20 protein-coding genes are annotated in these 20349 nt (G+C 71.6%); 6 read left to right on the top strand and 14 right to left on the bottom strand.

From position 1 onward, the window contains the following. Positions 1 to 23: 23 nt before the first annotated feature. The 4 genes from ACIOMQ_RS06860 to ACIOMQ_RS06845 form a co-directional block, all read right to left on the bottom strand. Entirely contained in the window at positions 24 to 815 is a 792-nt protein-coding gene (locus tag ACIOMQ_RS06860) for an SDR family NAD(P)-dependent oxidoreductase (RefSeq protein WP_401262185.1), read from the bottom strand. After that, positions 796 to 1914 carry a hypothetical protein gene (locus ACIOMQ_RS06855; RefSeq protein ID WP_401262186.1) on the bottom strand — a complete coding sequence of 373 codons (1119 nt, stop codon included), beginning with the start codon at positions 1912 to 1914 and terminating at the stop codon, positions 796 to 798. The genes ACIOMQ_RS06860 and ACIOMQ_RS06855 overlap by 20 nt, the downstream gene beginning before the upstream one ends. Then, entirely contained in the window at positions 1911 to 3818 is a 1908-nt protein-coding gene (locus tag ACIOMQ_RS06850; protein ID WP_402188142.1) for a nucleotidyltransferase domain-containing protein, read from the bottom strand. Before ACIOMQ_RS06850 ends, ACIOMQ_RS06855 begins: the two co-directional genes overlap by 4 nt. Positions 3819 to 3914: 96 nt before the next feature. Beyond that, entirely contained in the window at positions 3915 to 4100 is a 186-nt protein-coding gene (locus tag ACIOMQ_RS06845) for a hypothetical protein (RefSeq protein ID WP_362192870.1), read from the bottom strand. A 289-nt stretch (positions 4101 to 4389) separates the two neighbouring features. Here ACIOMQ_RS06845 and ACIOMQ_RS06840 point away from each other — a divergent pair, with 289 nt between their 5' ends. Then, complete coding sequence (locus ACIOMQ_RS06840; RefSeq protein WP_402188140.1) at positions 4390 to 5691, top strand: tetratricopeptide repeat protein; 1302 nt, start codon at positions 4390 to 4392, stop codon at positions 5689 to 5691. A gap of 63 nt (positions 5692 to 5754) precedes the next feature. Here ACIOMQ_RS06840 and ACIOMQ_RS06835 read toward each other — a convergent pair whose 3' ends face one another. Continuing rightward, entirely contained in the window at positions 5755 to 6078 is a 324-nt protein-coding gene (locus tag ACIOMQ_RS06835) for an HNH endonuclease (RefSeq protein WP_402188396.1), read from the bottom strand. A gap of 266 nt (positions 6079 to 6344) precedes the next feature. On the opposite strand from ACIOMQ_RS06835, the gene ACIOMQ_RS06830 reads away from it, so the two are divergent. Both ACIOMQ_RS06830 and ACIOMQ_RS06825 read left to right on the top strand, forming a co-directional pair. Further along, complete coding sequence (locus tag ACIOMQ_RS06830) at positions 6345 to 7109, top strand: hypothetical protein (RefSeq protein WP_402188138.1); 765 nt, start codon at positions 6345 to 6347, stop codon at positions 7107 to 7109. A gap of 69 nt (positions 7110 to 7178) precedes the next feature. Then, on the top strand, positions 7179 to 7574 hold the full coding sequence (locus tag ACIOMQ_RS06825) for a nitroreductase/quinone reductase family protein (protein WP_401939241.1): 396 nt from the start codon (positions 7179 to 7181) through the stop codon (positions 7572 to 7574). Positions 7575 to 7679: 105 nt separating this feature from the next. Here ACIOMQ_RS06825 and ACIOMQ_RS06820 read toward each other — a convergent pair whose 3' ends face one another. The 3 genes from ACIOMQ_RS06820 to ACIOMQ_RS06810 all read right to left on the bottom strand — a co-directional run bounded on the left by ACIOMQ_RS06820 (position 7680) and on the right by ACIOMQ_RS06810 (position 10350). Then, entirely contained in the window at positions 7680 to 9137 is a 1458-nt protein-coding gene (locus ACIOMQ_RS06820) for an SPFH domain-containing protein (protein ID WP_362192883.1), read from the bottom strand. Positions 9138 to 9207: 70 nt separating this feature from the next. Continuing rightward, the gene (locus ACIOMQ_RS06815; RefSeq protein ID WP_362192886.1) at positions 9208 to 9717 is read right to left on the bottom strand and encodes a hypothetical protein; all 510 of its coding nucleotides are present in this window, start codon (positions 9715 to 9717) and stop codon (positions 9208 to 9210) included. A gap of 147 nt (positions 9718 to 9864) precedes the next feature. After that, on the bottom strand, positions 9865 to 10350 hold the full coding sequence (locus ACIOMQ_RS06810) for a peroxiredoxin (protein ID WP_362192890.1): 486 nt from the start codon (positions 10348 to 10350) through the stop codon (positions 9865 to 9867). Positions 10351 to 10469: 119 nt separating this feature from the next. On the opposite strand from ACIOMQ_RS06810, the gene ACIOMQ_RS06805 reads away from it, so the two are divergent. The 3 genes from ACIOMQ_RS06805 to ACIOMQ_RS06795 all read left to right on the top strand — a co-directional run bounded on the left by ACIOMQ_RS06805 (position 10470) and on the right by ACIOMQ_RS06795 (position 13598). Then, on the top strand, positions 10470 to 11243 hold the full coding sequence (locus ACIOMQ_RS06805; protein ID WP_362192893.1) for an alpha/beta fold hydrolase: 774 nt from the start codon (positions 10470 to 10472) through the stop codon (positions 11241 to 11243). Between the two features lie 13 nt (positions 11244 to 11256). Beyond that, a complete protein-coding gene (locus ACIOMQ_RS06800; protein ID WP_362192896.1) occupies positions 11257 to 11529 on the top strand; it encodes a DUF1876 domain-containing protein in 273 nt (90 codons plus the stop codon). 413 nt (positions 11530 to 11942) lie between these two features. Then, positions 11943 to 13598, top strand: coding sequence for a SpoIIE family protein phosphatase (locus ACIOMQ_RS06795; protein ID WP_362193715.1), 1656 nt, complete (start codon positions 11943 to 11945; stop codon positions 13596 to 13598). 88 nt (positions 13599 to 13686) lie between these two features. Here ACIOMQ_RS06795 and ACIOMQ_RS06790 read toward each other — a convergent pair whose 3' ends face one another. From ACIOMQ_RS06790 to ACIOMQ_RS06765, 6 genes are all read right to left on the bottom strand, one after another. Next, the gene (locus tag ACIOMQ_RS06790) at positions 13687 to 14535 is read right to left on the bottom strand and encodes a GNAT family N-acetyltransferase (protein ID WP_402188136.1); all 849 of its coding nucleotides are present in this window, start codon (positions 14533 to 14535) and stop codon (positions 13687 to 13689) included. Between the two features lie 61 nt (positions 14536 to 14596). Beyond that, a complete protein-coding gene (locus ACIOMQ_RS06785) occupies positions 14597 to 15265 on the bottom strand; it encodes a hypothetical protein (RefSeq protein ID WP_401939235.1) in 669 nt (222 codons plus the stop codon). Continuing rightward, on the bottom strand, positions 15262 to 16560 hold the full coding sequence (locus tag ACIOMQ_RS06780) for an MAB_1171c family putative transporter (RefSeq protein ID WP_362192906.1): 1299 nt from the start codon (positions 16558 to 16560) through the stop codon (positions 15262 to 15264). The genes ACIOMQ_RS06785 and ACIOMQ_RS06780 overlap by 4 nt, the downstream gene beginning before the upstream one ends. Before the next feature lie 40 nt (positions 16561 to 16600). Then, positions 16601 to 17218 carry a toxin gene (locus tag ACIOMQ_RS06775; protein ID WP_362192909.1) on the bottom strand — a complete coding sequence of 206 codons (618 nt, stop codon included), beginning with the start codon at positions 17216 to 17218 and terminating at the stop codon, positions 16601 to 16603. Positions 17219 to 17224: 6 nt separating this feature from the next. Beyond that, entirely contained in the window at positions 17225 to 17692 is a 468-nt protein-coding gene (locus ACIOMQ_RS06770; RefSeq protein ID WP_362193718.1) for a hypothetical protein, read from the bottom strand. Positions 17693 to 18160: 468 nt separating this feature from the next. After that, complete coding sequence (locus ACIOMQ_RS06765; protein WP_401262203.1) at positions 18161 to 20059, bottom strand: LamG-like jellyroll fold domain-containing protein; 1899 nt, start codon at positions 20057 to 20059, stop codon at positions 18161 to 18163. Positions 20060 to 20349 lie beyond the last annotated feature (290 nt).

The following is a 20349-nucleotide window of genomic DNA, read 5'->3' as shown; positions in this document are numbered from 1 at the left end:
TGTCTCCTTGCTTGTTGGCGGTCTCAGTGCAGCAGCCAGCCGCCGTCGACGTGGACGGATTGCCCAGTGATGAACGAGGCGGAGGGGCCCACGAGGAACGTCACCAGGGCCGCGACGTCTTCGGGCCGGCCACGGCGAGGGACGCACTGGCGTTTGATCTGGTCCTCCGGGCGCGCACGGTGCTGGGCGGGGATCGCGTTCTCGGCCTCGACCTGGATGGCGCCGGGCATGACCGTGTTGACGCAGATCCCGTACGGGCCCAGTTCGCGGGCGAGGGAGCGGGTCAGGCCCAGCAGCCCGGCCTTCGCGGTGCTGTACGCGACGAGGTTCGTCCGGCCGGCGCGGGCGTTGACGCTGCCGATGTTCACGATCCGGCCCCACCGGCGTTCGACCATGCCGGGGGTCACCGCGTGGCAGGTGCGGTAGTGGGAGGTGAGGTTCACGTCGAGGGAGTAGTTCCAGGCGGCCTCGTCCGTGTCCCGCCAGGGGACGCGGGGGTAGGAGCCGGCGTTGTTCACCAGGATGTCGATGGGGCCGATCTCGGCGCGGACGAGGTCGACCATGGTCTGGACGGTGCCGGGGTCGGTCAGGTCGGCGTTCGCTTGGATGCCGGGGCTGCCGTCGCGCTCGAGGGCTGCGAGGAGGATGTGGGCGTCGGAGTCCTGGCCGAGGTGGTTGACCGCGACGGTCGCGCCGGCGGTGGCGAGTGCCCGTCCGATCTCGGCACCGATGCCGGTGGCCCCGCCGGTGACGAGGGCGTTGCGGCCCTGGAGCGGGCGGGCAAGGAGAGGGGTCTCAAGCAGGGGCAGGGACATCGCTGGTCCGTTCGCCAGAGTGGGGGTGAGGGGCCGGTGTGGTGGTGAAGAAGGTGTCGGTCGTCGTGAGCGGGTCCTGGCTCTCGGCGAGCTTGATCAGTACGAGCAGAAGGTCGTGTCCGGTCAGCCGGGAGGCAGGGATGACTCCGAGGATGCGCAGGGCGAGGAAGGCGTGGATCTCCTTCAGGCCGCTGCCGTCCTCCCCCCAAAGACCTTCCAGGGCCCGTGCGATGGCCGCAGTGCGGCCGGGGCCGGTGTTCCAGGAGTACCGGACGTCGATATGCCGACTGCCCTGGTGCAGTTCCAGGTGCTCGATGTGCGGGCGGGTCAGGGGCGGCAAGGCGAGGCGGAGGGTGCGGGCGTACACGTCGGGCTGGTAGCGGGGGACGAGCCAGCCGCCCAGGGCCATCAGGTACCAGAGCAGGTTGGCGGCCTCGCCCGCCGCGGTGTTGCGGCCGGCGAATTCGAAGTCGAGCCAGCACAGCGGGTCGGCGATGTTGGGTTCCGTGGGGTCGCCCTGCGTCAGACCGGCCAGCCAGCTGCGGTCGGGGGCCAGGAAGTGGCGGAGGCTGTCGATGATGTCGGCGACGTTCAGCGTCAGCTGCCGGCCGTTGGCGGTGAGGGTGAAGTCGGCCAGCTCCCGGAGGGTGAGGGTCGTGTCGGTGTGGGGCAGGGCGATCGGCAGGTCACGGCGGAGGTACCAGCGGTCCAGCCGGCCGCCCGGGCGAATCCGGTCGAGGTACAGGTCCGGAACGCACTCAGCCAGCGGCACGCGCCTCCCGGACTCCTCGGCCGCCGCCCGCAGGTCGGCGCAGGCACCGGTCACGAGGCGGTCCAGGCGGGACAGCACGGCCGGGTCGCGGTCGGCGAGGGCGATCACGTCGCCCATCAGCAGCTCGCACCGGCCGGTGGCGAAGACGTCCTCGTAGGCGAGGAACTGCCTGTCCGGTAGCGAGGTCTGCCCGTGAAGGCCCGGAACCGCGATGCGGGAGGCCAGCTGCGTCCATCCCTTCACCTCGGCTTCGGCCTGCTCGCGGGTCGCCGCCGGCTTGTGGAAGGTACCCACTGCCGCCGGGACCCGCCGGGTGCTCGCGCTCACCGTGTCTCCCCGGGGAGGGTGTCCAGCCAGGTCTGGAGAACGAGACGTGCGAGCGCTTCGGCGGCGGGCCGCTCGGTACGGGCGGTGGTGACCGCGCTCGTGTCCTGCCGTTTGGCGTCGAGGAGGACGGTAAGGGCGTCGCTGTCGGAGGGGCACTCGATGCCGCTGAAGCGGAGCTGAATCTTCGCAAGCAGCGCGGTGACCTTGTAGAGGTCGCGGAGGTCGGGTGCTCCCTTGAGGAGCTGGCGGCGGATCTCGATGGCGGCCTGGATGCCATCGCGCAGGCTCACGGCGATGTCGGTGGCTGCGTCCGGGGTGGGCAGGGCCAAGCCGGGGGAGGACCACAGTGGGACCAGCGCCCCGCTGCCGATCAGCGCCAGGACGTGGAGGAGGCGGGAGGTCACGGCACCGGCCCGGCACTCGGCTCGGGTCAGTACGGTCAGACCGAGTTTGACCCCGCCGAGTTCGGCCTCCAGTTCCGCAAGGACCTGGCGCATCTCGTCGAGGGAGGAGGCGTCAGCCACGACCAGGACGTCGAGGTCGCTCCAGCCGTGCTGGTACTTGCCCCGGGCGCCACTGCCGGTGACGGCCAGCAAGTCGATCAGCGGACGCAGGCCGGTGGTGCGGTCGAGGAACTCGGCCAGGTAGGACTCCAGGTGTACGGGGAGTCCGAGCGCGTTGACCGGCATGGTGCTGGGCTGATGCTCCGGCCAGCGGCGGTCGAGCACGATGTGGTCCAGCCGGCGTTCCAGTTCCAGCCGCGGCCCGTCGTTACCAATGACCTCGTGGGCGATGGAGGCGATCTTGTCCGCGCCCCGTCCGCTCTTGACGATGTCGCGGTCGGCGACGTCCTGGGCCCCGGCGGTGCTCCGGCGTGCGCGGGTGGTCTCTGAGGCGTCCAGGTAGGCGATGGTGAGCTGGGATCCGAGCATCCGGGCGAGTTCGGCGGTCGAGTCGAAGTCGTGCAGCGACTCGATGCTGACGGAGTCGAGGAAGTGGTGCGCCTGGCAGTACCGGTCCAGCGCGTCCACGATCAGTTCGGCCTGCACGATCGGGCCCACTCGGTACGGATCGGGAATCACCGCCCGGCCGGCCGCGTCCTCGATGAGATACCCGACCTTGAGTCGGGCGTGGCCGTGGTGCGTACGCAGGTACTCGCCGGCCGTGCTCTTGCCGCTCTCCGACATGCCGCCCAGCGCGGTGACGTGTACGCCTGCCAGGGCCCGGCTGGGCACGTTCGGGTGCAGGGGCGCCAGGAGCCGGCGCACCTCGTCCTGGATGGTGATGGTCGGCCGGTCTCCGATACGGATCGACATCGGGAAGCGGCCCTCGGCGACGAGCCGGTTGATCTGCTCGTGCAGGTGGCGCTGGTAGGCCGCATAGGTATCGGTGACGGTCACCTCATGGGCCAGGCTTCGGCGGGCGCCTTCCGCAGGGTCGTCGCAGTGCAGGAGGACGAGGGCGTATTCGTCCTCCTCGGCGGCCCGCAGGTCGGCCTCGTACGGGGCCAGCAGGAGCCGAACCCTGTCCGCGGCGTGTGTGGTGCCCAGGTTCTCCCGTACGGCGACCGTCGCGGCCATGGTCGCCTCCAGCATGGGGATGCCCCGGTCCAGCAGGCGCACCGGCGCGGAGAAGGGGTGACGGGAGCGTTCCAGGTAGGAGGTGGCGAGAACATCGGCGACCTCCTCGACCGGGCCGGTCTCGAACCACCAGCGGGCCATGCCGTCGGCCTTGATGGTGGCCCAGCGCGGGTCGTAGCGATCGAGCGGGCCCGCTGAGGTCACGGCCGGGCCCATGCGCCAGGCGAGGATCCCGATCTGCTTGGTCTTCCCGGTGTTGTCGGGGCCGCTGAACGCGACCGACACGGGGAGGGGGTGCATGTCGCTGCTGTACTGGCTGAACATCGGTTTTCCCTTCGCTGGTGATGCGGAGCGTGTATGCCGACGAGGTGCCGTGGAGGACCTGCGACGAGAGGGCGGGGCCAGCCGGGGCCGGAGTGCCTAACCGGCGCCGTCGGCCAACGAAATGTCGTCGGCGCTGAGCGGCGGACTCGCCAACGGCATCTGGGCGGCCGGGTACTCGGCGTGGACCAGGAGCCCGACCATGGCGAATCCGGCAGTCGTGCCGAGCGCCCAGACCCAGCCCAGGGCCATCTCCAGCGGGTCGGTTAACGGAGAACGGCTCACCGGGCCCGCCCCTCGGACCGCGGAGTCCTGTGCCGCAACAGGCCCTCGGGAAGGCGGGATCGAGCGGGTCCGTGCGCTGTCAGCGGTCATCGCCACCGTCGGTTCCTCTCACGTGTCCGGGCAGGCGCCGACAGGCCCTGAACAGTGTCTGTTCGAGCCATTCGGAGATCTGCGGGGTGATGTTCAGTGAACGGCGGTCCGCCCTCCCAGGACAGGGGCCAGGATGTAGTCCTGCGTAATCCCGCGTAATCCAGGTGGGGAGGGTGACGAGGTGCCGAGGAACCCGGCCGTGGCGGAACTGATCAAGCAGGCATGCCAGGAACGGGGTTGGGGCCCTTCTGAGTTGGCACGCGCCCTCGGCCTGGCAGAAAGCGGCGATCCGCAGCGCCTGCAGCGCCAGCACGCACGGCGGTGGATCGAGGGCGAGCGCACTCCCGACCACTGGTGGCCTTACATCGCGCAGGTGCTGGGGCTGGACCCCGATGCGATCAACCTTCCGGAGCCCATGCCTGCGGCACTCCACGCAGATACCGTTGCATCAGTCCTGCACCTGGGAAGGAGCGACGTGGAACGTCGGGAGTTCATCCTCGCCTCCAGCGGATACGCGCTGTCCGCACTCGGCCTGCCCGACATGGACAGCATCACCCGCCGGACCAAGACCGCCCTTCCCGGAGCCGTCCGCGTCGGCCAGGGCGAGGTGGCCGCCGTACGCCACATGGTGAAGGCCCTCGGCGACTCGGCCTCCGAACTCGGTGGCGGCCATGCCCGCCACCTGGCCGTCCGCTACCTCACCCAGGACGTCGCGCCCTGGCTGGAGGGCCGCTTCACCGAGGCCACCGGCCGGGACCTGTTCGCCGCTACCTCTCAGCTCGTCCACCTCGCCGGCTGGATGGCCCAGGACGAAGGCGACACACCCGAACTGCGCGGGCTCGCCCAGCGCTACTACGCCCACTCCTTCCGCCTGGCCGCCGAAGCAGGCGACCCCGAACTCTCGGCGACCGCACTCCGCGGCCTCGCCGTGCAGTGCGTCGACCTCGGCTACCGGGCCGAAGCCGTCCAGCTCGGCGAAGCCTGCGTGGACTACGGCCGCCACCTCGACAACCCGCGCGCCGTGGCCTACTACGAAGCCACCCTCGCCAACGCCGCCGCCCAGGACGACGACCGCCGCATGGCCACCAAGCACCTGGCCATGTCCGAGGCGGCCATCGGCAGGCCGGCTGCCGCGGGCGGCGACTCCTGGGCAGCTCACTACTCCCCCGGCCGCTGGGCCCACGAATCCGGCATGATCCTCTCCCGCCTCGGAGACCTCGACGCCGCCGAAGAACACCTCCACCTCGCCCTCGACATCCACGGCCTCGACCGTCGCCGCACCCGCGCCATCGTCCTGGCCGACCTGGGCGGCGTGCGGCTGCGCCAAGGCGACGTGGACGGCGCCATGTCCACCTGGCGCGAGTTCCTCGACTGCGCCGACGGAATCCGCTCGGTGAAGGTCCAGGCCGCCCTCCAGGACATGCGCGTCCGCCTTCGGCGGTACCACGGCGTCCCGGAAGCCCAGGAGCTCCGCGAGCGGGCGGCCCGCATTTCGGTATAACGAAGCGTTCAGCAGTTGTGGCGCCGAGAAGCGTTTCGCCAGCCTGAAGACGCCCCCCGAGGACTAGGCCAGCCTCATAGGCCACGGCAAACTACTGTCCCTTCGCCTCGGCGACCTGACGTTCGTACTCGGCCTGGACCTTCTCCGACATGCGGCAGGCACGCAGCACTCGTCCGGCCGCCAGCGTGTCAGCAGACAGTTGTTCTTGCTGCGATTGCAGTGAATGCAGTGAATGCAGTGAATGCAGGCAAGCACCAGGTTCGCGACCTCATGCAGGCCACCGCGGCTCAGTGGACGAATGTGATCGACGTCGCCGGCCGTCGTGGTCCGGTCGCAGGGGAGCGGCCTATCCTGACGTTGGCCGGGGGCCGTGCCACTACGTGCCAGTAGCAGCGGTAACCAGCGGTCACCAGAGCGCCTGAACCAACTGAACTGCGCACCTCTCGGCAGGCGTTCTAGCAGGTCAGAGCCTTGTGTGCGGCCAAGTGCAGGGTGATTCCCAAGCTCAGAGCGCGAGCTCGATTCTCGTCACCCGCTCCACAGCAGAGCCCCAGGTCACAAACCTGGGGCTTCGTTGTCGTCCGGACCAATTCAGGCGCCGCGCGCCCACCTCCGCATCACCCGCCACCACATCACGTCATTCGGCGCCCGAGGTGCCGCGTCAGGAGGTCGGCAAAGCAGGGCAGGCCGGCCTTCGCGAGTCGGGCGATGGCATCAGCGATCGTGACTGGTGGGTGGCGCTTCTCTCCGGCAAGCCTGACCGGACGGTCGGTGGCTGTAAACCGGTAGATGAAGAACTTGGGGAGAACTACTCCCACCCATCCTCCGAAGAGTCCGAAGAGTGCGAAGAGTCCGAAACTTCCGACGTCGGGGAAGGTGAGCGGGTGTTGCTGTCGCTGCGGCACGCGAATCCGCAACTGCACCTCGGGGTTCGGGAGGCGCGGGGGCTGGCCGAGGTGGCTGCCGAGTGGATTCGGCGCGGCGTGAGTGCTGCGGATTCGCGCCGGGCGTTGACCAGTGAGCTGCCCAAGGACGGCGTACGGTCCGCTGTCGGGTTCCTGCGCCACCGGCTCGTCCAGAAGCTTCCGGCGCCGGTGGCTGCCCCGGCCCCACCCGTCATGCCTTCGCCCGTGCGGGAGCTCGTCGTCTGCGAGGGGGAGGGCGAGGAGCACGTTTTCCGTCCTGTCGGGGACGAGGCCCTGTGCGGGCCGTGTGCCCGTGAGGCGAACCGGGCCTTCTTGGCTGCCCGGCGAGCCGAGACGGAGAACGAACCCGATCCACTGCCGTGGCGGGAGCGGATCGCGGCGATCAACGAGAGCGAGCAGGGGCGGGGACGAGGGCAAGGAATAAAGCCGTCCGAGGTTCTCGCCGCCACGCGCGCTTCCGGCAGCGTCCGCGATACGGCGACAGGGTCGTAAGCTCGCGGTCACAGTCGTCAGGGACCGGCCGGGATGCCCATGGGCGACGACAGGCGGAAGGGGCACGCGATGGCGAACTTTCGGGATCTGAAGTTCCGGGCGGTCACGTCGTTCCAGCGGCATGTCGCCAACCCGCTCATCAGGCGGTCGCCGTTCCAGACCCTGCTGGAGACGACGGGCCGCACCTCCGGCCTCCCGCGCCGCACCCCGGTCGGCGGCCGGCGCGTGGGCCAGGCGTTCTGGCTGGTCTCGGAGTACGGCGAGAAGTCGCAGTACGTACGCAACATCCAGGCCGACCCCCGGGTCCGGGTCCGGATCGGGGGCCGGTGGCACACGGGCACCGCCCACCTGCTTCCCGAGGACGACGCCCGCGCCCGGCTCAAGGCGCTGCCGCGCTACAACAGCGCGGTGGTGCGGGCGCTGGGGACCGATCTGCTGACGGTGCGGGTGGACCTGGCGGACTGACGCCGGGGCGCCGGGGCGCCGGGTTCCACCGGTCCGGACGTGCGCGTGCCCGGCCGGTGCGGTGTGCTGCGGTGCCGGCCGGGCACGGGCGGGGTGCGGCCCGGATCAGTCGGTGATCTCGATCTTCCCGTTGGGGGCCGCGGCGGTGGCCGCGTCCGGGGCCCGGTCGGGCAGATCGGCCGAAGTCCCGGCGGCGGTGCCGCCCTTGAAGTTCTTCAGCAGGGCCGCCAGGTCGACTCCCGTGGCGGAGCTGAGGAGTTCCATGCCCTGGGCGACGTTGTCCGTGACCGTGCGCGACAACTGGCTCGCGCCGTCCGTGGAGATGACGGTCATCTTGTCGATGGCGCTCAGCGGCTCGGACGCCTTGGCGACGACGTTCGGCAGTACCTCGACCAGCATCTGGAGCACGGCCGCGTCGCCGTACCGGTCGAACGCGTCCGCCTTCTTCTGCATGGCCTCGGCCTCGGCCGCACCCTTGGCGGCGATGGCCGCGGCTTCCGCCTCGCCCTCGATGCGTACGGCGTCGGCGAGGGCCGAACGGTGCAGCTTCTCGCCCTGACCGGTGAGCCGGGAGCGCTCGGCGTCCGCCTCGGCCTCCTTGACCTGGGCGATCCGGCGGGCCTCGGCCTCCTGCTCGGCCCGGTAGCGGGCGGCGTCGGCGGGCTTGCGGACCTTGGTGTCGAGTTCGCGGTCGGTCAGCGCGGCCTGGCGCTGGGCGACCTTCTCCTGCTCCGCGAGGACTTCCTGCTGGCGGGCCGCCTCGGCGAGCGGGCCCGCCGCGTTGGCCTTGGCGGCGGCGGCTTCCGTCTCGGCCTTGATCTCGGCCTGCTTGAGGTAGAAGGTCCGCTCGGCGATGGCGATCTCCTCGGCGGCCTTGAGCCGGGCCTGCTCGGAGGCGCGCTTGGCGATCGCCTCGGCGATGTCCGCCTCCTGCTTGGCGCGGGCGGCCTCGGGGCGGCCGAGGTCTTCGAGGTAGGAGCCCTCGGTGGTGATGTCCTGGATCTGGAAGGCGTCCAGGATCAGGCCCTGCCCGGAGAGGCTGGCCTCGGCCTCCTCGGCGACCTGGCCGGCGAACGCGGCACGGTCCCGGATGATGTCCTCGACCGACATCCGGCCGACGATGGCGCGCAGCGCGCCGGAGAGCACTTCCTGGGTGAAGCCGACGATGCCGTCCTGCTGCTGGAGGAAGCGCTGGGCGGCGGCCCGGATCGCTTCCTCGCTGCCGCCGACCTTGACGATCGCGACGCCTTCGAGGTGGGACTTCACCCCGCGCAGGGTGACGGCTCCGCGCACGGCCACCGGGATGTGGCGGCTGGACAGGTCCAGGGTGAACTTCTGCTGGACGAACGGGACGACGAAGACGCCGCCGCCGACGACGACCTTCTGGCCGCTGTTGTCGATGCTGGTGCGGCCGGTCACCGGGTCGGTGGACTTCTTGCCGCGGCGGCCGGTGATGATGAACGCCTCGCTGGGCCCGGCGACCTTGTAGCGGGTGATGACGACGAGGGCGAGGAGTACGAGGAGTACGACGACTCCGACGACTGCGGTCACGACTGGGCTCATAAGGGGATCCCCCCTGCCTCCCTGCGGGGACGGCAGTTGTTTTCGGGCGGTGTATCGGCTCGGGCGGTGGTCAGCGCTCGACGGGGCGGACCGTGACCGAGGTGGTCGACAGCGTGGCCTCCACCCAGATCTCGGTGCCGCGTTCGACCGGCACCGGGCTCTTCGCCGCCAGCTTCACGGTCTGGCCCGCCATGCGCAGCAGGACCTCGCCGTAGCCGTCGGCCGGGATGGGGGTGACGACCGACCCGGACGTGCCGACGAGATCGTCGCCGCGCGGGGTCGCGCTGGTCTGGTCCCGCATCAGGGCCTGGCTGAACTTCCAGGTCAGCCAGGCCGCGACGGCTCCGGCGAGCACTCCGGCGGCGGCCGCGGCGACCGTGCCGGCACCGGTGGTGCCGAGCACGATCGCGCCGCCGAAGCCGAGCATCGAGAGGAATCCGGCGATGACGGGGAGGGAGAGGAGGCCGTCGAAGAGGCCGTCCAGGACGCCTCCGAAGAGACCTTCGAGGATGCCGTCGAAAATCAAGGACAGGGCGAGCAGGACGATTCCCGCAATGCCGAGACCGAGAAACAAGGTCATGCGGTCACCCTCCCCGAACAGGGTTCCCCCGAACAGGGTTCCCCGGATCACGTCTCCTCGGACGTCTCTCCCTCGAACATTTCTGTCGAACTGGCTGGATGATCCCATACATACCCGGCAGCAGATACTGCCGGGTTCCGGCAATCTTTACTCGGTTTTGATGCCGGACAATTGTTCGGCCAGGGTGTCCAGTGACTGGAACGTGGCTCCGAGCAGCGCGACATGCTTCCAGCGCAGTACGCCGTCCGGCCCGATGAGGAAGACCGCGCGGCGCACCCCGATCCCAGGCGCCGCGACACCGTACGCCCGCGCGGTCTCCCGTCCGGCGTCCGCGAGCAGCGGCATCCGCAGCCCGTGGGCGTGGGCGAACGACTCATGGCTGTCCACACCCTGTGGACTGATTCCCCAGACCTCGGCGTCCAGCTTGCCGAAGGTCTCCATGCCCGAGGAGTACGAGCAGAGCTGCTTGGTGCAGACGGCCGTGTTGTCGCCCGGGTAGAAGGCCAGGACCACGGCGCGGCCGCGTGCCGCGGAGAGGGTGTAGTCGCGGCGCTCGAACGTCTCGCCGGTGAGCACACCGCCCGGCAGCGTGAAATCCGGGACAGCCCGGCCGAGTTGTGGTGACGATCCCATGTCGGTTCCTCCGTGGTCCGGTGCCGCGGGCGCCTTCCGGCCCGTGCTCCGTACAGCATGCTCGTCAGGGGGCCGGTTACCGCACCAGGAGGTATGTATGACCGCACCAGGAGGTACGTATGACAGACCGCCGACCACCGTTCGCGGCCGTGCTCCTGCTGCACGGCGGCGTCGAAACGGGCCTGGGCCCGCCCCCGCCCGGCCCGCTGAACGTGCCCGCCATGCGGATGCGCCCGTTCGCGCGGGCCGTCTCCCGCGCCACGGGCGACGGCGCCGCGGGTGTTCTCGTACGCACCGTCCGCTACACCCGCCGCGGCTGGAACGGCCCCCGCGAGGACCCGCTCCACGACGCCGTCCGCGCCCTTGACACCCTGCTCCGCGAGGCCGGCGAGATCCCGGTGGTCCTGGTCGGCCACTCGATGGGCGCCCGTGCCGCCCTGCGCGCCGCCGGGCACCCGCTGGTGCGCGGGGTGGTGGGCCTCGCCCCGTGGTGTCCGGCCGACGACCCGGTCGTCCAGCTCGCCGCCCGCGACGTCGTCCTGCTGCACAGCACCCGCGACCGCATCACGGACCCCCGGGCGTCCCAGATCTTCACCGCCCGCGCCCGCCGGTCCGGTGCCCGCGCCTGCCTGGTCGCGATCCGGGGCAGCGACCACGCGATGCTCCGGCGCGCCGGGACCTGGCACGCGCTGACGGCCCGGATCACCACCGGCCTGCTCGGCCTGGGCCCGCTTCCCGAGGAGGTCGCGGCGGCCCTCCGGCTCCCGCCGGACGCCCCGGCGGCCCGTGGAACCCTCGACGTCGACCGGATGGGCCACATCCGGCCCGGGGACCGGCGCGGGCGCCCGCCCGGTCCGTGGTGCAGGGGCGGGGGAACGGGCGCACCCTGGTAGGGAGGTGATCGTCATGATGCACACAGCTGTCGGGTGGCATGTGGAGCTGGAATTCGAGGAGGACAGCCACCGCACCCGCGCGGCCGCACTGGTGCGGCTTCCGGACGGGTCCGAGGTGCGGGCCCACGGATATGCGAGCCGCCACCCCTCCGACACGGAACAGCCGAGGGTCGGCGAGGAGATCGCGGGAGCCAGAGCACTCAATGAGCTGGCGATGAAGATGCTGACGAAGGCGCACGACGAGATCGACGAGGCGTCCGGCCGGACGTCGCACCCGCTCGCCTGAGCCCTGATCGGGAGTCCCGGACGTTCCCGCGTCCGGGACCCGCGGGCTCTGCGCGGGCCGTGCCGGCGAAGGCCGGCGAAGGCCGTACGGAGGCTGGAGGTGGGCGGTGTCCGGGAGACGGGCGGTGTCCGGGGCTCCGGCGGCGTCCGGGAGACGGGCGGTGTCCGGGGCTCCGGCGGCGTCCGGGAGGTGGGCGGTGTCCGGGAGTCCAGCGGACGCGGGCGCGGACGCGGACGTGGACGTGGCGGGGTGCGGCTGCGGATGCGTGACGGGGGCGGGCGGCCGACGATGGAATGCCGGGCTGCGGGAGGTCCGTGCCCCCGCCCCAGGAGGTTGACGTGCCGGCCGATGCGTACACCCACAGCGTGGTGCCCTTCGACCCCGCGGCCGTGGTGGCCCTGGTCGACGGCACCATGGCGGGGGTGGGAGTGCTCGACACGGGGCTGCGCTATCTGTACGTCAACCCGGCCCTCGAACGGCTCAACGGCGTTCCGGCCGCCGAACACCTCGGACGCACCGTCGCCGAGGTCCTCCCGGGGGTCGACGCGGGCGAGGACATGATGCGGGCCGTGCTCGCCGACGGGAAGCCCCGCGAGATCACCTCCAGCGGCTACACCGCCGCCTCGGCGGGCCGGGTCCGGCGGTACTGGCACGGGGCGTACCACCGGCTGGAGGTCGACGGGCGGATCGTCGGCCTGGCCGGGATCGTGCTGGAGGTCATGGGCTCGGAACAGGGGCGGCACGAGCTGGAACAGGCCCGGCGGCACATGACGATGCTCGACGCCGCGGCCACCCGGATCGGCACCACGCTCGACATGGACACCACGTGCGCGGAACTCGTCGACCTCGTCGTTCCGGGGCTGGCGGACCTGGCCACGGTCGAGGTCTTCCCGCCCGACGTCGCCGCCCCGGTCCGCCCCGCACCCCCCGGGGTGCTGCGGCTGCGCAGGGCGGCGCTGACGGCGGTGGCCGGGCTGCGCGCCGAGCTGCCGGGGTTCGGGCTGACCGGTGAGTACGTCGACTACCAGGAGGGCGCGGCCGTACAGCGCTGCCTGGCGGCCAATCAGCCGGTCGTGGAGAACCACACCACCGACGAACAGCTCATGCGCTCCGCCCCCGCCCCCGAACGGGTAGCCGCCTACCGCGCCCTCGGGATGCACTCGGCGGTCATCGTGCCCGTCGGCGTACGCGGCCGTCCGCTCGGCATCCTCGGCCTGATCCGGGCGGGCGACTCACCCGTCTTCACGGACGACGACGTGGTGGTCGCCCGGGAGCTCGCCGGCCGGGCCGCCGTCGATCTCGACCACGCCCGCCGGTACGGCCACGAGCACACCATCGCCCTGGAACTCCAGCGCTCCCTGCTGTCCGAGCCGCGCCCGCCGCACCCGCACATCGAGATCGCCACCCGCTATCTGCCCGCCGACCGGAGCGTGATGGTCGGCGGCGACTGGTTCGACGTCATCCCGCTGCGGGACGGACGGCACCTGAACGCGATGGGCGATGTGATGGGCCACGGGGTGGAGGCGGCGGTCGCCATGAGCCACTACCGCTCGCTGCTGCGGATGTTCGCCGACGACGAGCTGCCGCCGCACCGCATCCTGGAGCGGCTGGACCGGATGGTCGAACGGTCCGGAACGGACCGGGCGGCGACCTGCCTGCTGGTCGTCGTCGACCGGTCGGGCACGGCGTGCGAGGTGGCGAGCGCCGGACATCTGCCGCCGGTGCTCATCGATCCCGGGAAGGCCGGGACCAGGGTGTACGACGAGGTACCCGTGGGCCCTCCCCTCGGTACCGGGTTCGGCGGGTACCGGACGGCATCGGTGGGGTTCGGGCCGGGCACCGTGCTGTTCCTGTACACCGACGGTCTGGTGGAGCGGCGCGGCGAGGACATCGACGTCTCGGTCGGCCGCCTCGGGGAACTGACGCTGCCCGCGAGCGGCAGCCTCGACCTTCTGCTCGACGAGGTGCTGAGGCGGTTCGGACCGGGTGCCGAGGACGACATAGCGGTACTGGCCTCGCGCACCCGGCCCCACCCGGGCGCCACCACCCCTCGGTCCGCCACCTCTTGATCCGGGCCGCCGCCGCGGCGAGCAGCCCCCCGCCGCCGGCGCCGGCCGCGCCCCGAACCGCGGCACCAGCCGGCCGGAGAGCGGCGCCTCAGCCCAGTTCCAGGCTGGTGATGCCGAACAGCCCGGAGTGGTCGACGTCCGGTGACGGGCCGGTGTACATCCGGGCGGTCTCGAACGACGGGGTGAGGCCCAGCTGTTCCGCGAGGCGCACCGCCGCCGGGTTGACGTCGGGTACGTCGATCGCCACCGCGGTCTCCGGGTCGCCGGCCGCGAGCGCGCCGACCAGGGCACCGGCCACCTCGGGCGAATCCGCGTACACCGGACCGATGCGGGACGACGTGCGGCAGGGACGCAGCACGGCGAGGCCGCACAGCTCCCCGTCGCGGACGGCGGCGAGCGAGGTGCGGGCAGGCCCGGCGATCCACGGCGCGAGGAAGCTGTCGCGGTCGGCGGGGAAGAAGCGGCGGTCGTAGTCGGCCAGCCGGTCGAAGGGGAGGGTGCGGGCGTTGACGAGGACGGCGCCGGGCGGGGCGGGCAGGCCGGTGGGCGGGCGGCCCTCGTAGCGCAGGGTCGTCCAGACGGAACGGAAGCCGGACTTGCGGTAGTTGGGCTGCTGGGCCACCACCCCGTCCAGCCCGATGTTGCGCCCCTCCAGCCGTGCCGTGCCGGCCCGCCAGAGGCGGCTGCCGTAGCCCTGTCCGCGCAGCTCGGGGCGGGTGAGGTAGAAGCCGAGGAACCCGTGGCCGGAGCCGTAGCGGACCACGGAGACGCAGGAGACCGGATCGCCGTCGAGCCGGCCGATCAGGAATCCGCGCGGGTCGGTGGCGAAGAAGGCGTGGCGGTCGGTCAGGCCGGGGTTCCAGCTCTCGGCGTGGGCCCATTCGGTCAGCATCGTGAGGTCGTCGGCGCTTGCGGTGGTGATCTCGAAGTTCGGCACGGGGCACCTGTACCCGTGGACGATCGGTTCGACGCCCGCGCCCGGCCGGCCCGCCCGCCGATCAGACGAACAGGAACGCGCCCGCGGTCGCGGCCCCCAGCGACGCACCGGCGACCGTCTGCGCCACCGAGTGGTACCCGAGCGCGACCCTCGACCAGCACACGGCGACGGTCATCGTGTACGCGAGCAGCCACCACGGCGAGTGGACCGCCGCGGCCAGCGCGACGACGGCGGAGGCCACCGCGGCGTCCACCGAGATCTTCCAGACGGTGTTGACGGCCAGGAGGATCACGGTCATCGCCCAGAGGGCGAGCATCGCCACGAGGATGCCGGTGGGGGCGTGGCCCAGGACCATCACCAGCGAACCGGCGCCGATGGAGCCGAGGATGACGAAGAAGATCGGGGCCCGCTTGGTGCGGTCGACGACATGGCGGTCGCCCCAGGTGCCGCGCCCGCGCTCCCATTCGATGTACCCGGCGGGAACGATCCCGGCGCACAGGGCGCCCAGCAAGCCCCAGAGGAGCCCGGTCCAGTGGCCGGCGGCGGCCAGGCCGATGCCGAGCATGCCGACCAGCAGGACGTTGCGGGGCTGGAATATGTCGGTGACGGTGCGCGCGGTGCCGGTGGTCGGCGATGCGGGGGCGTCGGTGGTCTCGGCGGCGCCCGGGGTGCCGGGAGTGTCCGTGGGGTCGGGGGTACCGGGGGTGCCGGTGGTGTCGGTGCGGGTCATGAGGTCTCCTCCAGGGAGGGCGTGGGGGTCGGCCCGTCGGCACCGGCGGGCGCCGCGGACCTGGCGTGTTCCAGGACCTGTTCCGCCCGCTCCGCCGTGACCGTCCGGTAGGCGGCGGCCACCCGTACCAGCCAGGCCACCTCGCCGTCCTGGTCGGTGGCGTGCTGGGTCTCGACCGTCGCGGCGGCCGCGGCGGGCGCTCCGGCGTTCCTGGACCGCAGCGCCGCCTTGATCCAGTACGCGTCGGCGAGCGGTCCGGCCTTCTCGCGGTCGGGGGTGCCGTCCGCGGCGGCGGCCCTGGCGGCCGGGAGCAGGGCGTCGGGGACGTAGTGGCGCAGCTTCTCGACGGCGTCCGCGATGTCGGCGGCCCAGCGGTCGACGCGCAGGTCCGCGGGGGTGCCGAAGCGGGTCAGTTCGCGGACCAGCGGGGCCGGGGGGTCGAAGGGCTGGTCGGGGAAGGCCGTCATCAACTCGTACCAGAGGCCGTGCAGTCTGGCCTGGGCCCGCCACAGCTTCGCGCGGCGCCGCCCCTTGCTGAGGGCGGGGATGGAGGCACCCACCGCGAAGAAGGCGAACAGCACCACCTGCGCGGCCTCGGTGACCTCGTCGAACCGCAGGGCGAAGGACTCGCTCGGGGTGTCGACGACGCTGATCCACAGGAACAGGGTCCGGCTGACGGTGTATCCGACCCCGATGAACATGGCGAAGGTCATCATCCCGAGGCCCACGCGCAGATGACGCATCCCGGCACCGGCGGTGGCCAGCGCCCACTGGTACGCGCAGACGGCGGACGCGGCACCCAGGTAGAGGTAGAACACGCTCATGTACAGCGTGGCGCCCCACTGTCCCGCGTGGTCGGCGACGAAGCGGTCCGAGGGCACGGAACGGTCGACGACGGTGAAGAACAGCACCGTCAGCAGGATCAGCGTGGCGACCGACGCCTTGGCCGCGACCTGCTGGATGGCGCGGGCGAACCGCACGTGGCGCGGGACGGTTCCGGCGTCGGGGTACCGGCCGTAGATCGCGACGATGTAGCTGAGGATCGCCAGGATCGCGATCGTCGCCGTGTAGTGCTTGATCAGGACGGCGAGGTCGGTGACGGCGCTGTCGTTGAGCGCGATGCGCACGGCCCGGGTCTTGGTCCACAGGGCGGCGGCGAACCCCGCGTAGCAGCCCCACAGGGCCCGGCGGCGCTTGTCTTCCTCGTCGCCCCACAGGGCGGCCGGCATGCGCCAGAGGGCGACGGCCGTCATCAGGGCCGCTATGAGATAGCCGGCGAGATCGAGCGGGGTCACGGCAATTCCTCGGGGGTGGGGGGAAGGGGAGGGGCGCGGTTCAGGTACGGCGGAACAGGCCGCGGCGGCGGGTGGCGACGGGGCGGGAGAGGGAGTTGGCCAGCCGCCCCACCATGTCGTCGCTCGGGACGTCCCTGGCCATGCGGGGAATGAGTGAAGCGCCGAACTCCGCCATGCGCTCGTCGTGGGTGTCGTACTGCGCGCGGGCCTGCACGGTGCCGTCCCCCGACCGGAGCGCGTCGGCGATCGTGGCGGCCACGGGCGGCGCGGCGGCGGAGGGCTGCGGCGGGGGTTCGGTTCCGAGGACCCGGCTGATCAGCGAGGTGTCGAAGACCGGCAGCAGCCGCCGGAGCTGTTCCGGGTCGAGCGAGGTGCCGTGGTCGAACCACTCGTGGCACAGCTCGTGCAGGATGACGTGCTGGGTCTGGTACGCGGTCGGCCGGCGCCGGTAGAGCACGAAGCTGGTCCCGCCGGTCTTCAGCCGCAGACCGCAGGCGGCGTTGACGCGGGCCAGCCGGTCGGGCATCTCGTGCAGCACGATGGTGCGGCCGCGGGCCGCCTCCATGTTCGCCACCAGTGCGTCGATGGAGAAGGGTGCGGGGATGGGCAGGTCGGCCAGCCCGGCCTCGCACTCCTTCCGTAGTTCGCGCAGGGACATGGAGACCTACTTCGCCGGCTCGCCGCGGGGTGCCGCGCCGTCGTCGCCCGCCGCGCCCCGCCGGCCCCTGGCGTCCTCCAGCAGGGAGAGCGCGAACTGCAGCAGCTCCGGCGGCAGGCCGTCCTCGTCGAGGCCGCGCCCGGCCAGTCCGCTGATCTCCCCCGTACGCCGCTTCGCGAGGAACTGGAGACCGGCGACGACGTCGTCGACGACCTCGGACTCCTCCTTGAAGAACCGCCAGTCGACGCCGAAGCCCAGACCGAGCGCCTTGAGGATGTCCTCGGACGGCTGGGTGACCTTTCCGGCCAGGATGTTGGAGAAGTAGCTGTGCGAGAGGGCGCCGCCGCGCTCCTTGACCAGGTCGGCGAAGACCCGCCCCGAGATCTTCTGGCCGGGGAACGTCTTCTCCACCATGTACTCGACCTTCTGCCGCAACGTCCGCAGCTCCGGTGCGCGCTCTTCGCCGATGTCCATCCGGCCCCCCACGTATCCGTCCCCGTCCGACCGGTGCCGCACGGTCTTCGATTCCGTCAACGGGCTCGTACTGTAACGAACCCCGATGCGGTGGCCTCGACGCGGGAGACGGAACGCGGGGCGAAACGCGAGGCGGAATACGAGGCGGGACGGGGCCGCGCGGGGGCCGTGCGGGAGGTCGTACGAGAACGGGCTTGCGTAAACACTCTACGTCACTGTTAACTCGAAAAAACACGGGCAGGGAACCACGAGGGGAGTCCCCTGCTCGTGAAGTCGGCGCGGGTAAAAGGGGCATGCACCGCAATATGGGTGTAGCCCTTCACGACGGGGGATGCGTGAAGGGCTACACGTACATTATGACCGCTGGTCAGGTTGTCATCAACTGACTGCCCGGTCAGTGGGACGGCGGCGTCCAGGGTCTTTCGTCCGGATCACCCCGCGAGCCCGGCGTGATCCAAACGAGAGGCCCTAGGCCGTCATGAAGTCCCGGACGCGCAGGGGGCGTTCGACGATCCGGATGTCGCCGAGCCAGCCGTGCATCAACTGGTCGAGCCTGCCCCCGTATTCATAGGCGCCGAGCAGCCAGGGCAGGCCCGCGGTGGCGAGACCGGTGGTGCGGGTGGCGGGATTGCGGGCGACGACGCAGCCGTCGACGTACATCGTCGTGTGCGTGCCGTCGTTGACGACCGCCACGTGCCACCACCGTTCGCGCAGCAGCTCATGGCTCCAGTTGGTGACGCCCCCCGGCTGGTTCAACGGCGCCGCCGCCCACTGGAGCCCGGGGCCGTCCGACACGGAGAGGGTGGCGACGGGCTCGTCCAGGTCGCCGGACGTCTTGCCCGCGGCCCCGAGCGTGCCCCGGCGGCCGAGTACGGCGCCCCAGGCATTGCGTCCGGCGTCCCAGTCGGCGGGGAGGCGGAGGAAGGCCTCGATGGTGTAACCGGACCTGAAGGTCTTGGTGTTGAGCGGGGCGTTGTTCTCCGTACGCAGATACGCGCCCCGCAGCGGCGGCTTCGAGCCGTCGAAGTAGAGGCTGCCGTGGCCGGGCTGGTCGGGGTGGTGGCCGGTGGACCAGCGCAGTGCGTCGGGCGCGCTTCCGGGCACGGCTTCGCGCACCAGGTCGTTGCGGTGCCCGGACAGGTCGGGGACGCGCAGATCGGCGGCGGCTGCGGAACCGTCCGGGTGCGCGGGCGAGTCGAAGCGCCAGTAGGCGACCGTGCCCGGGATCAGCAGCTGCTTCGCCGGGCGGGGGCGGCGCACGGGCACGGGCGCGAAGCCGGCGAACCGCTTCCCGAAGTCGAGGGGGACGGCGAACCGGTCCTGCGGGCCGGTCAGTTCGATCTCACCGCGCTCCAGTTCGTTGAGCCGCTCGCCCGCCCGGCCGAGGATCCACGGCGAGATCGTCTCCACGTCGATGGTGTTCCTGGCCAGGTCGAAACGGTAGAGGCGGATCATCGCGCTGCCGCCGTAATAGCGGTTCTGGTAGTTGGTGATGTGCAGATGGACGTCGTTGCCCGCGGTGTTCTTGCGGGTGGTGCGCCCGGCGGGCCAGTAGTGGCCGTTGAGGGTGAGGAAGATCTGGTCGTGCCCGGCTATCAGCTCGTCCCACAGATGCGTTCCGTGCTCGGAGAACTCGGCCTCGTCGCCGTCCGCGTTCGCGTACACCAGCTCGTGGGTGGTGAGGACGACCGGCATGTGCGGGTGCTCGGCGATGACGTTCCGGGCCCAGGCGAGGGACGCCGCCGACGGCCGCCAGTCGAGCGCCAGCACCAGCCACTCCCGCCCGGCGGCGCGGAACACGTGGTACGTGTTGTAGCCGTCCGGGGTCGCCCCGCCGAACGTGGGCAGCCGCCGCATGCGCCGCGGACCGAAGGTGTCCAGGTACGGGGTGCGGCCGCGCCCGTCGTCGGTGGACGACGTGATGTCGTGGTTGCCCGCGACGACGCTGTAGCCGACCTGCCGCCGGTCGAGCAGCTCGAACGCCTCGCCGATCGCCTCGAATTCGTCGGCCCGGCCGCTCTCGGTGAGGTCGCCCAGATGGGACAGGAACACGATGTTCTCGTCGCGCCCGTGATCGAGGACGTAACGCAACGACGCCTCGACCGGGGCCTTGTTGATGCTCGCCCCGTCGAAGAGGTACTGGGTGTCGGGCATGACGACGAGCGTGAACCGGGAACTCTCCGGATCGGGGTGCCAACGGGCCGTGGCGGCACCGGCGTTCTGCTGGGGGAGAGCCGCGGCGGGGGCGGCGGACACGAGCCCCGTGGCCGCGGCGGCGGCACCGGTGAGCGCGGCGGCCCGCAGGAACGTACGGCGCCCGGCGTCGGGCAGGAGTGGTCCGTCGGGCTGGTGGAGGGGGCTGCACATGGGTGTCTCCGCGGAGGGCGATCGTCGGGGGGTGATCGTCTGCAAGCTAGCCGCGGGACCGGGGGAGGAATGGCCCGTAAGGACGACATCCGGGCGAAGACTCCATGAATTGCCCGCTCCGGGGTCCGCGGTGGGACCGCGGGGCCCCGGCCCCGGCCCCGGCTCGGGCTCGGGCTTCGGCTCGGGCTCGGGCTTCGGCCCGGCTTCGGCTCCGGCTCGGGTCCTGGCTCCGGCCCCGGCTTCGGCTCGGGCCCCGGCCCCGGCTCGGGCCCCGGCCCCGGCTCGGGCTT

The sequence above is a fragment of the Streptomyces sp. NPDC087845 genome (genome assembly GCF_044742755.1).
Classification (GTDB): Bacteria; Actinomycetota; Actinomycetes; order Streptomycetales; family Streptomycetaceae; genus Streptomyces.
Note: the sequence above shows the minus strand (reverse complement) of the source record. Positions and strands in the feature narration are given on the sequence as shown.

Excerpts from the sequence above, each read along its gene's own strand:
- ACIOMQ_RS06850 (WP_402188142.1), bottom strand. The coding sequence starts at position 3,818 with ATGTTCAGCCAGTACAGCAGCGACATGCACCCCCTCCCCGTGTCGGTC.
- ACIOMQ_RS06860 (WP_401262185.1), bottom strand. The coding sequence starts at position 815 with ATGTCCCTGCCCCTGCTTGAGACCCCTCTCCTTGCCCGCCCGCTCCAG.
- ACIOMQ_RS06825 (WP_401939241.1), top strand. The coding sequence starts at position 7,179 with ATGGCGAACTTTCGGGATCTGAAGTTCCGGGCGGTCACGTCGTTCCAG.
- ACIOMQ_RS06785 (WP_401939235.1), bottom strand. The coding sequence starts at position 15,265 with ATGACCCGCACCGACACCACCGGCACCCCCGGTACCCCCGACCCCACG.
- ACIOMQ_RS06800 (WP_362192896.1), top strand. The coding sequence starts at position 11,257 with ATGATGCACACAGCTGTCGGGTGGCATGTGGAGCTGGAATTCGAGGAG.
- ACIOMQ_RS06805 (WP_362192893.1), top strand. The coding sequence starts at position 10,470 with ATGACAGACCGCCGACCACCGTTCGCGGCCGTGCTCCTGCTGCACGGC.
- ACIOMQ_RS06795 (WP_362193715.1), top strand. The coding sequence starts at position 11,943 with ATGGCGGGGGTGGGAGTGCTCGACACGGGGCTGCGCTATCTGTACGTC.
- ACIOMQ_RS06765 (WP_401262203.1), bottom strand. The coding sequence starts at position 20,059 with ATGTGCAGCCCCCTCCACCAGCCCGACGGACCACTCCTGCCCGACGCC.
- ACIOMQ_RS06770 (WP_362193718.1), bottom strand. The coding sequence starts at position 17,692 with ATGGACATCGGCGAAGAGCGCGCACCGGAGCTGCGGACGTTGCGGCAG.
- ACIOMQ_RS06775 (WP_362192909.1), bottom strand. The coding sequence starts at position 17,218 with ATGTCCCTGCGCGAACTACGGAAGGAGTGCGAGGCCGGGCTGGCCGAC.
- ACIOMQ_RS06820 (WP_362192883.1), bottom strand. The coding sequence starts at position 9,137 with ATGAGCCCAGTCGTGACCGCAGTCGTCGGAGTCGTCGTACTCCTCGTA.
- ACIOMQ_RS06815 (WP_362192886.1), bottom strand. The coding sequence starts at position 9,717 with ATGACCTTGTTTCTCGGTCTCGGCATTGCGGGAATCGTCCTGCTCGCC.
- ACIOMQ_RS06810 (WP_362192890.1), bottom strand. The coding sequence starts at position 10,350 with ATGGGATCGTCACCACAACTCGGCCGGGCTGTCCCGGATTTCACGCTG.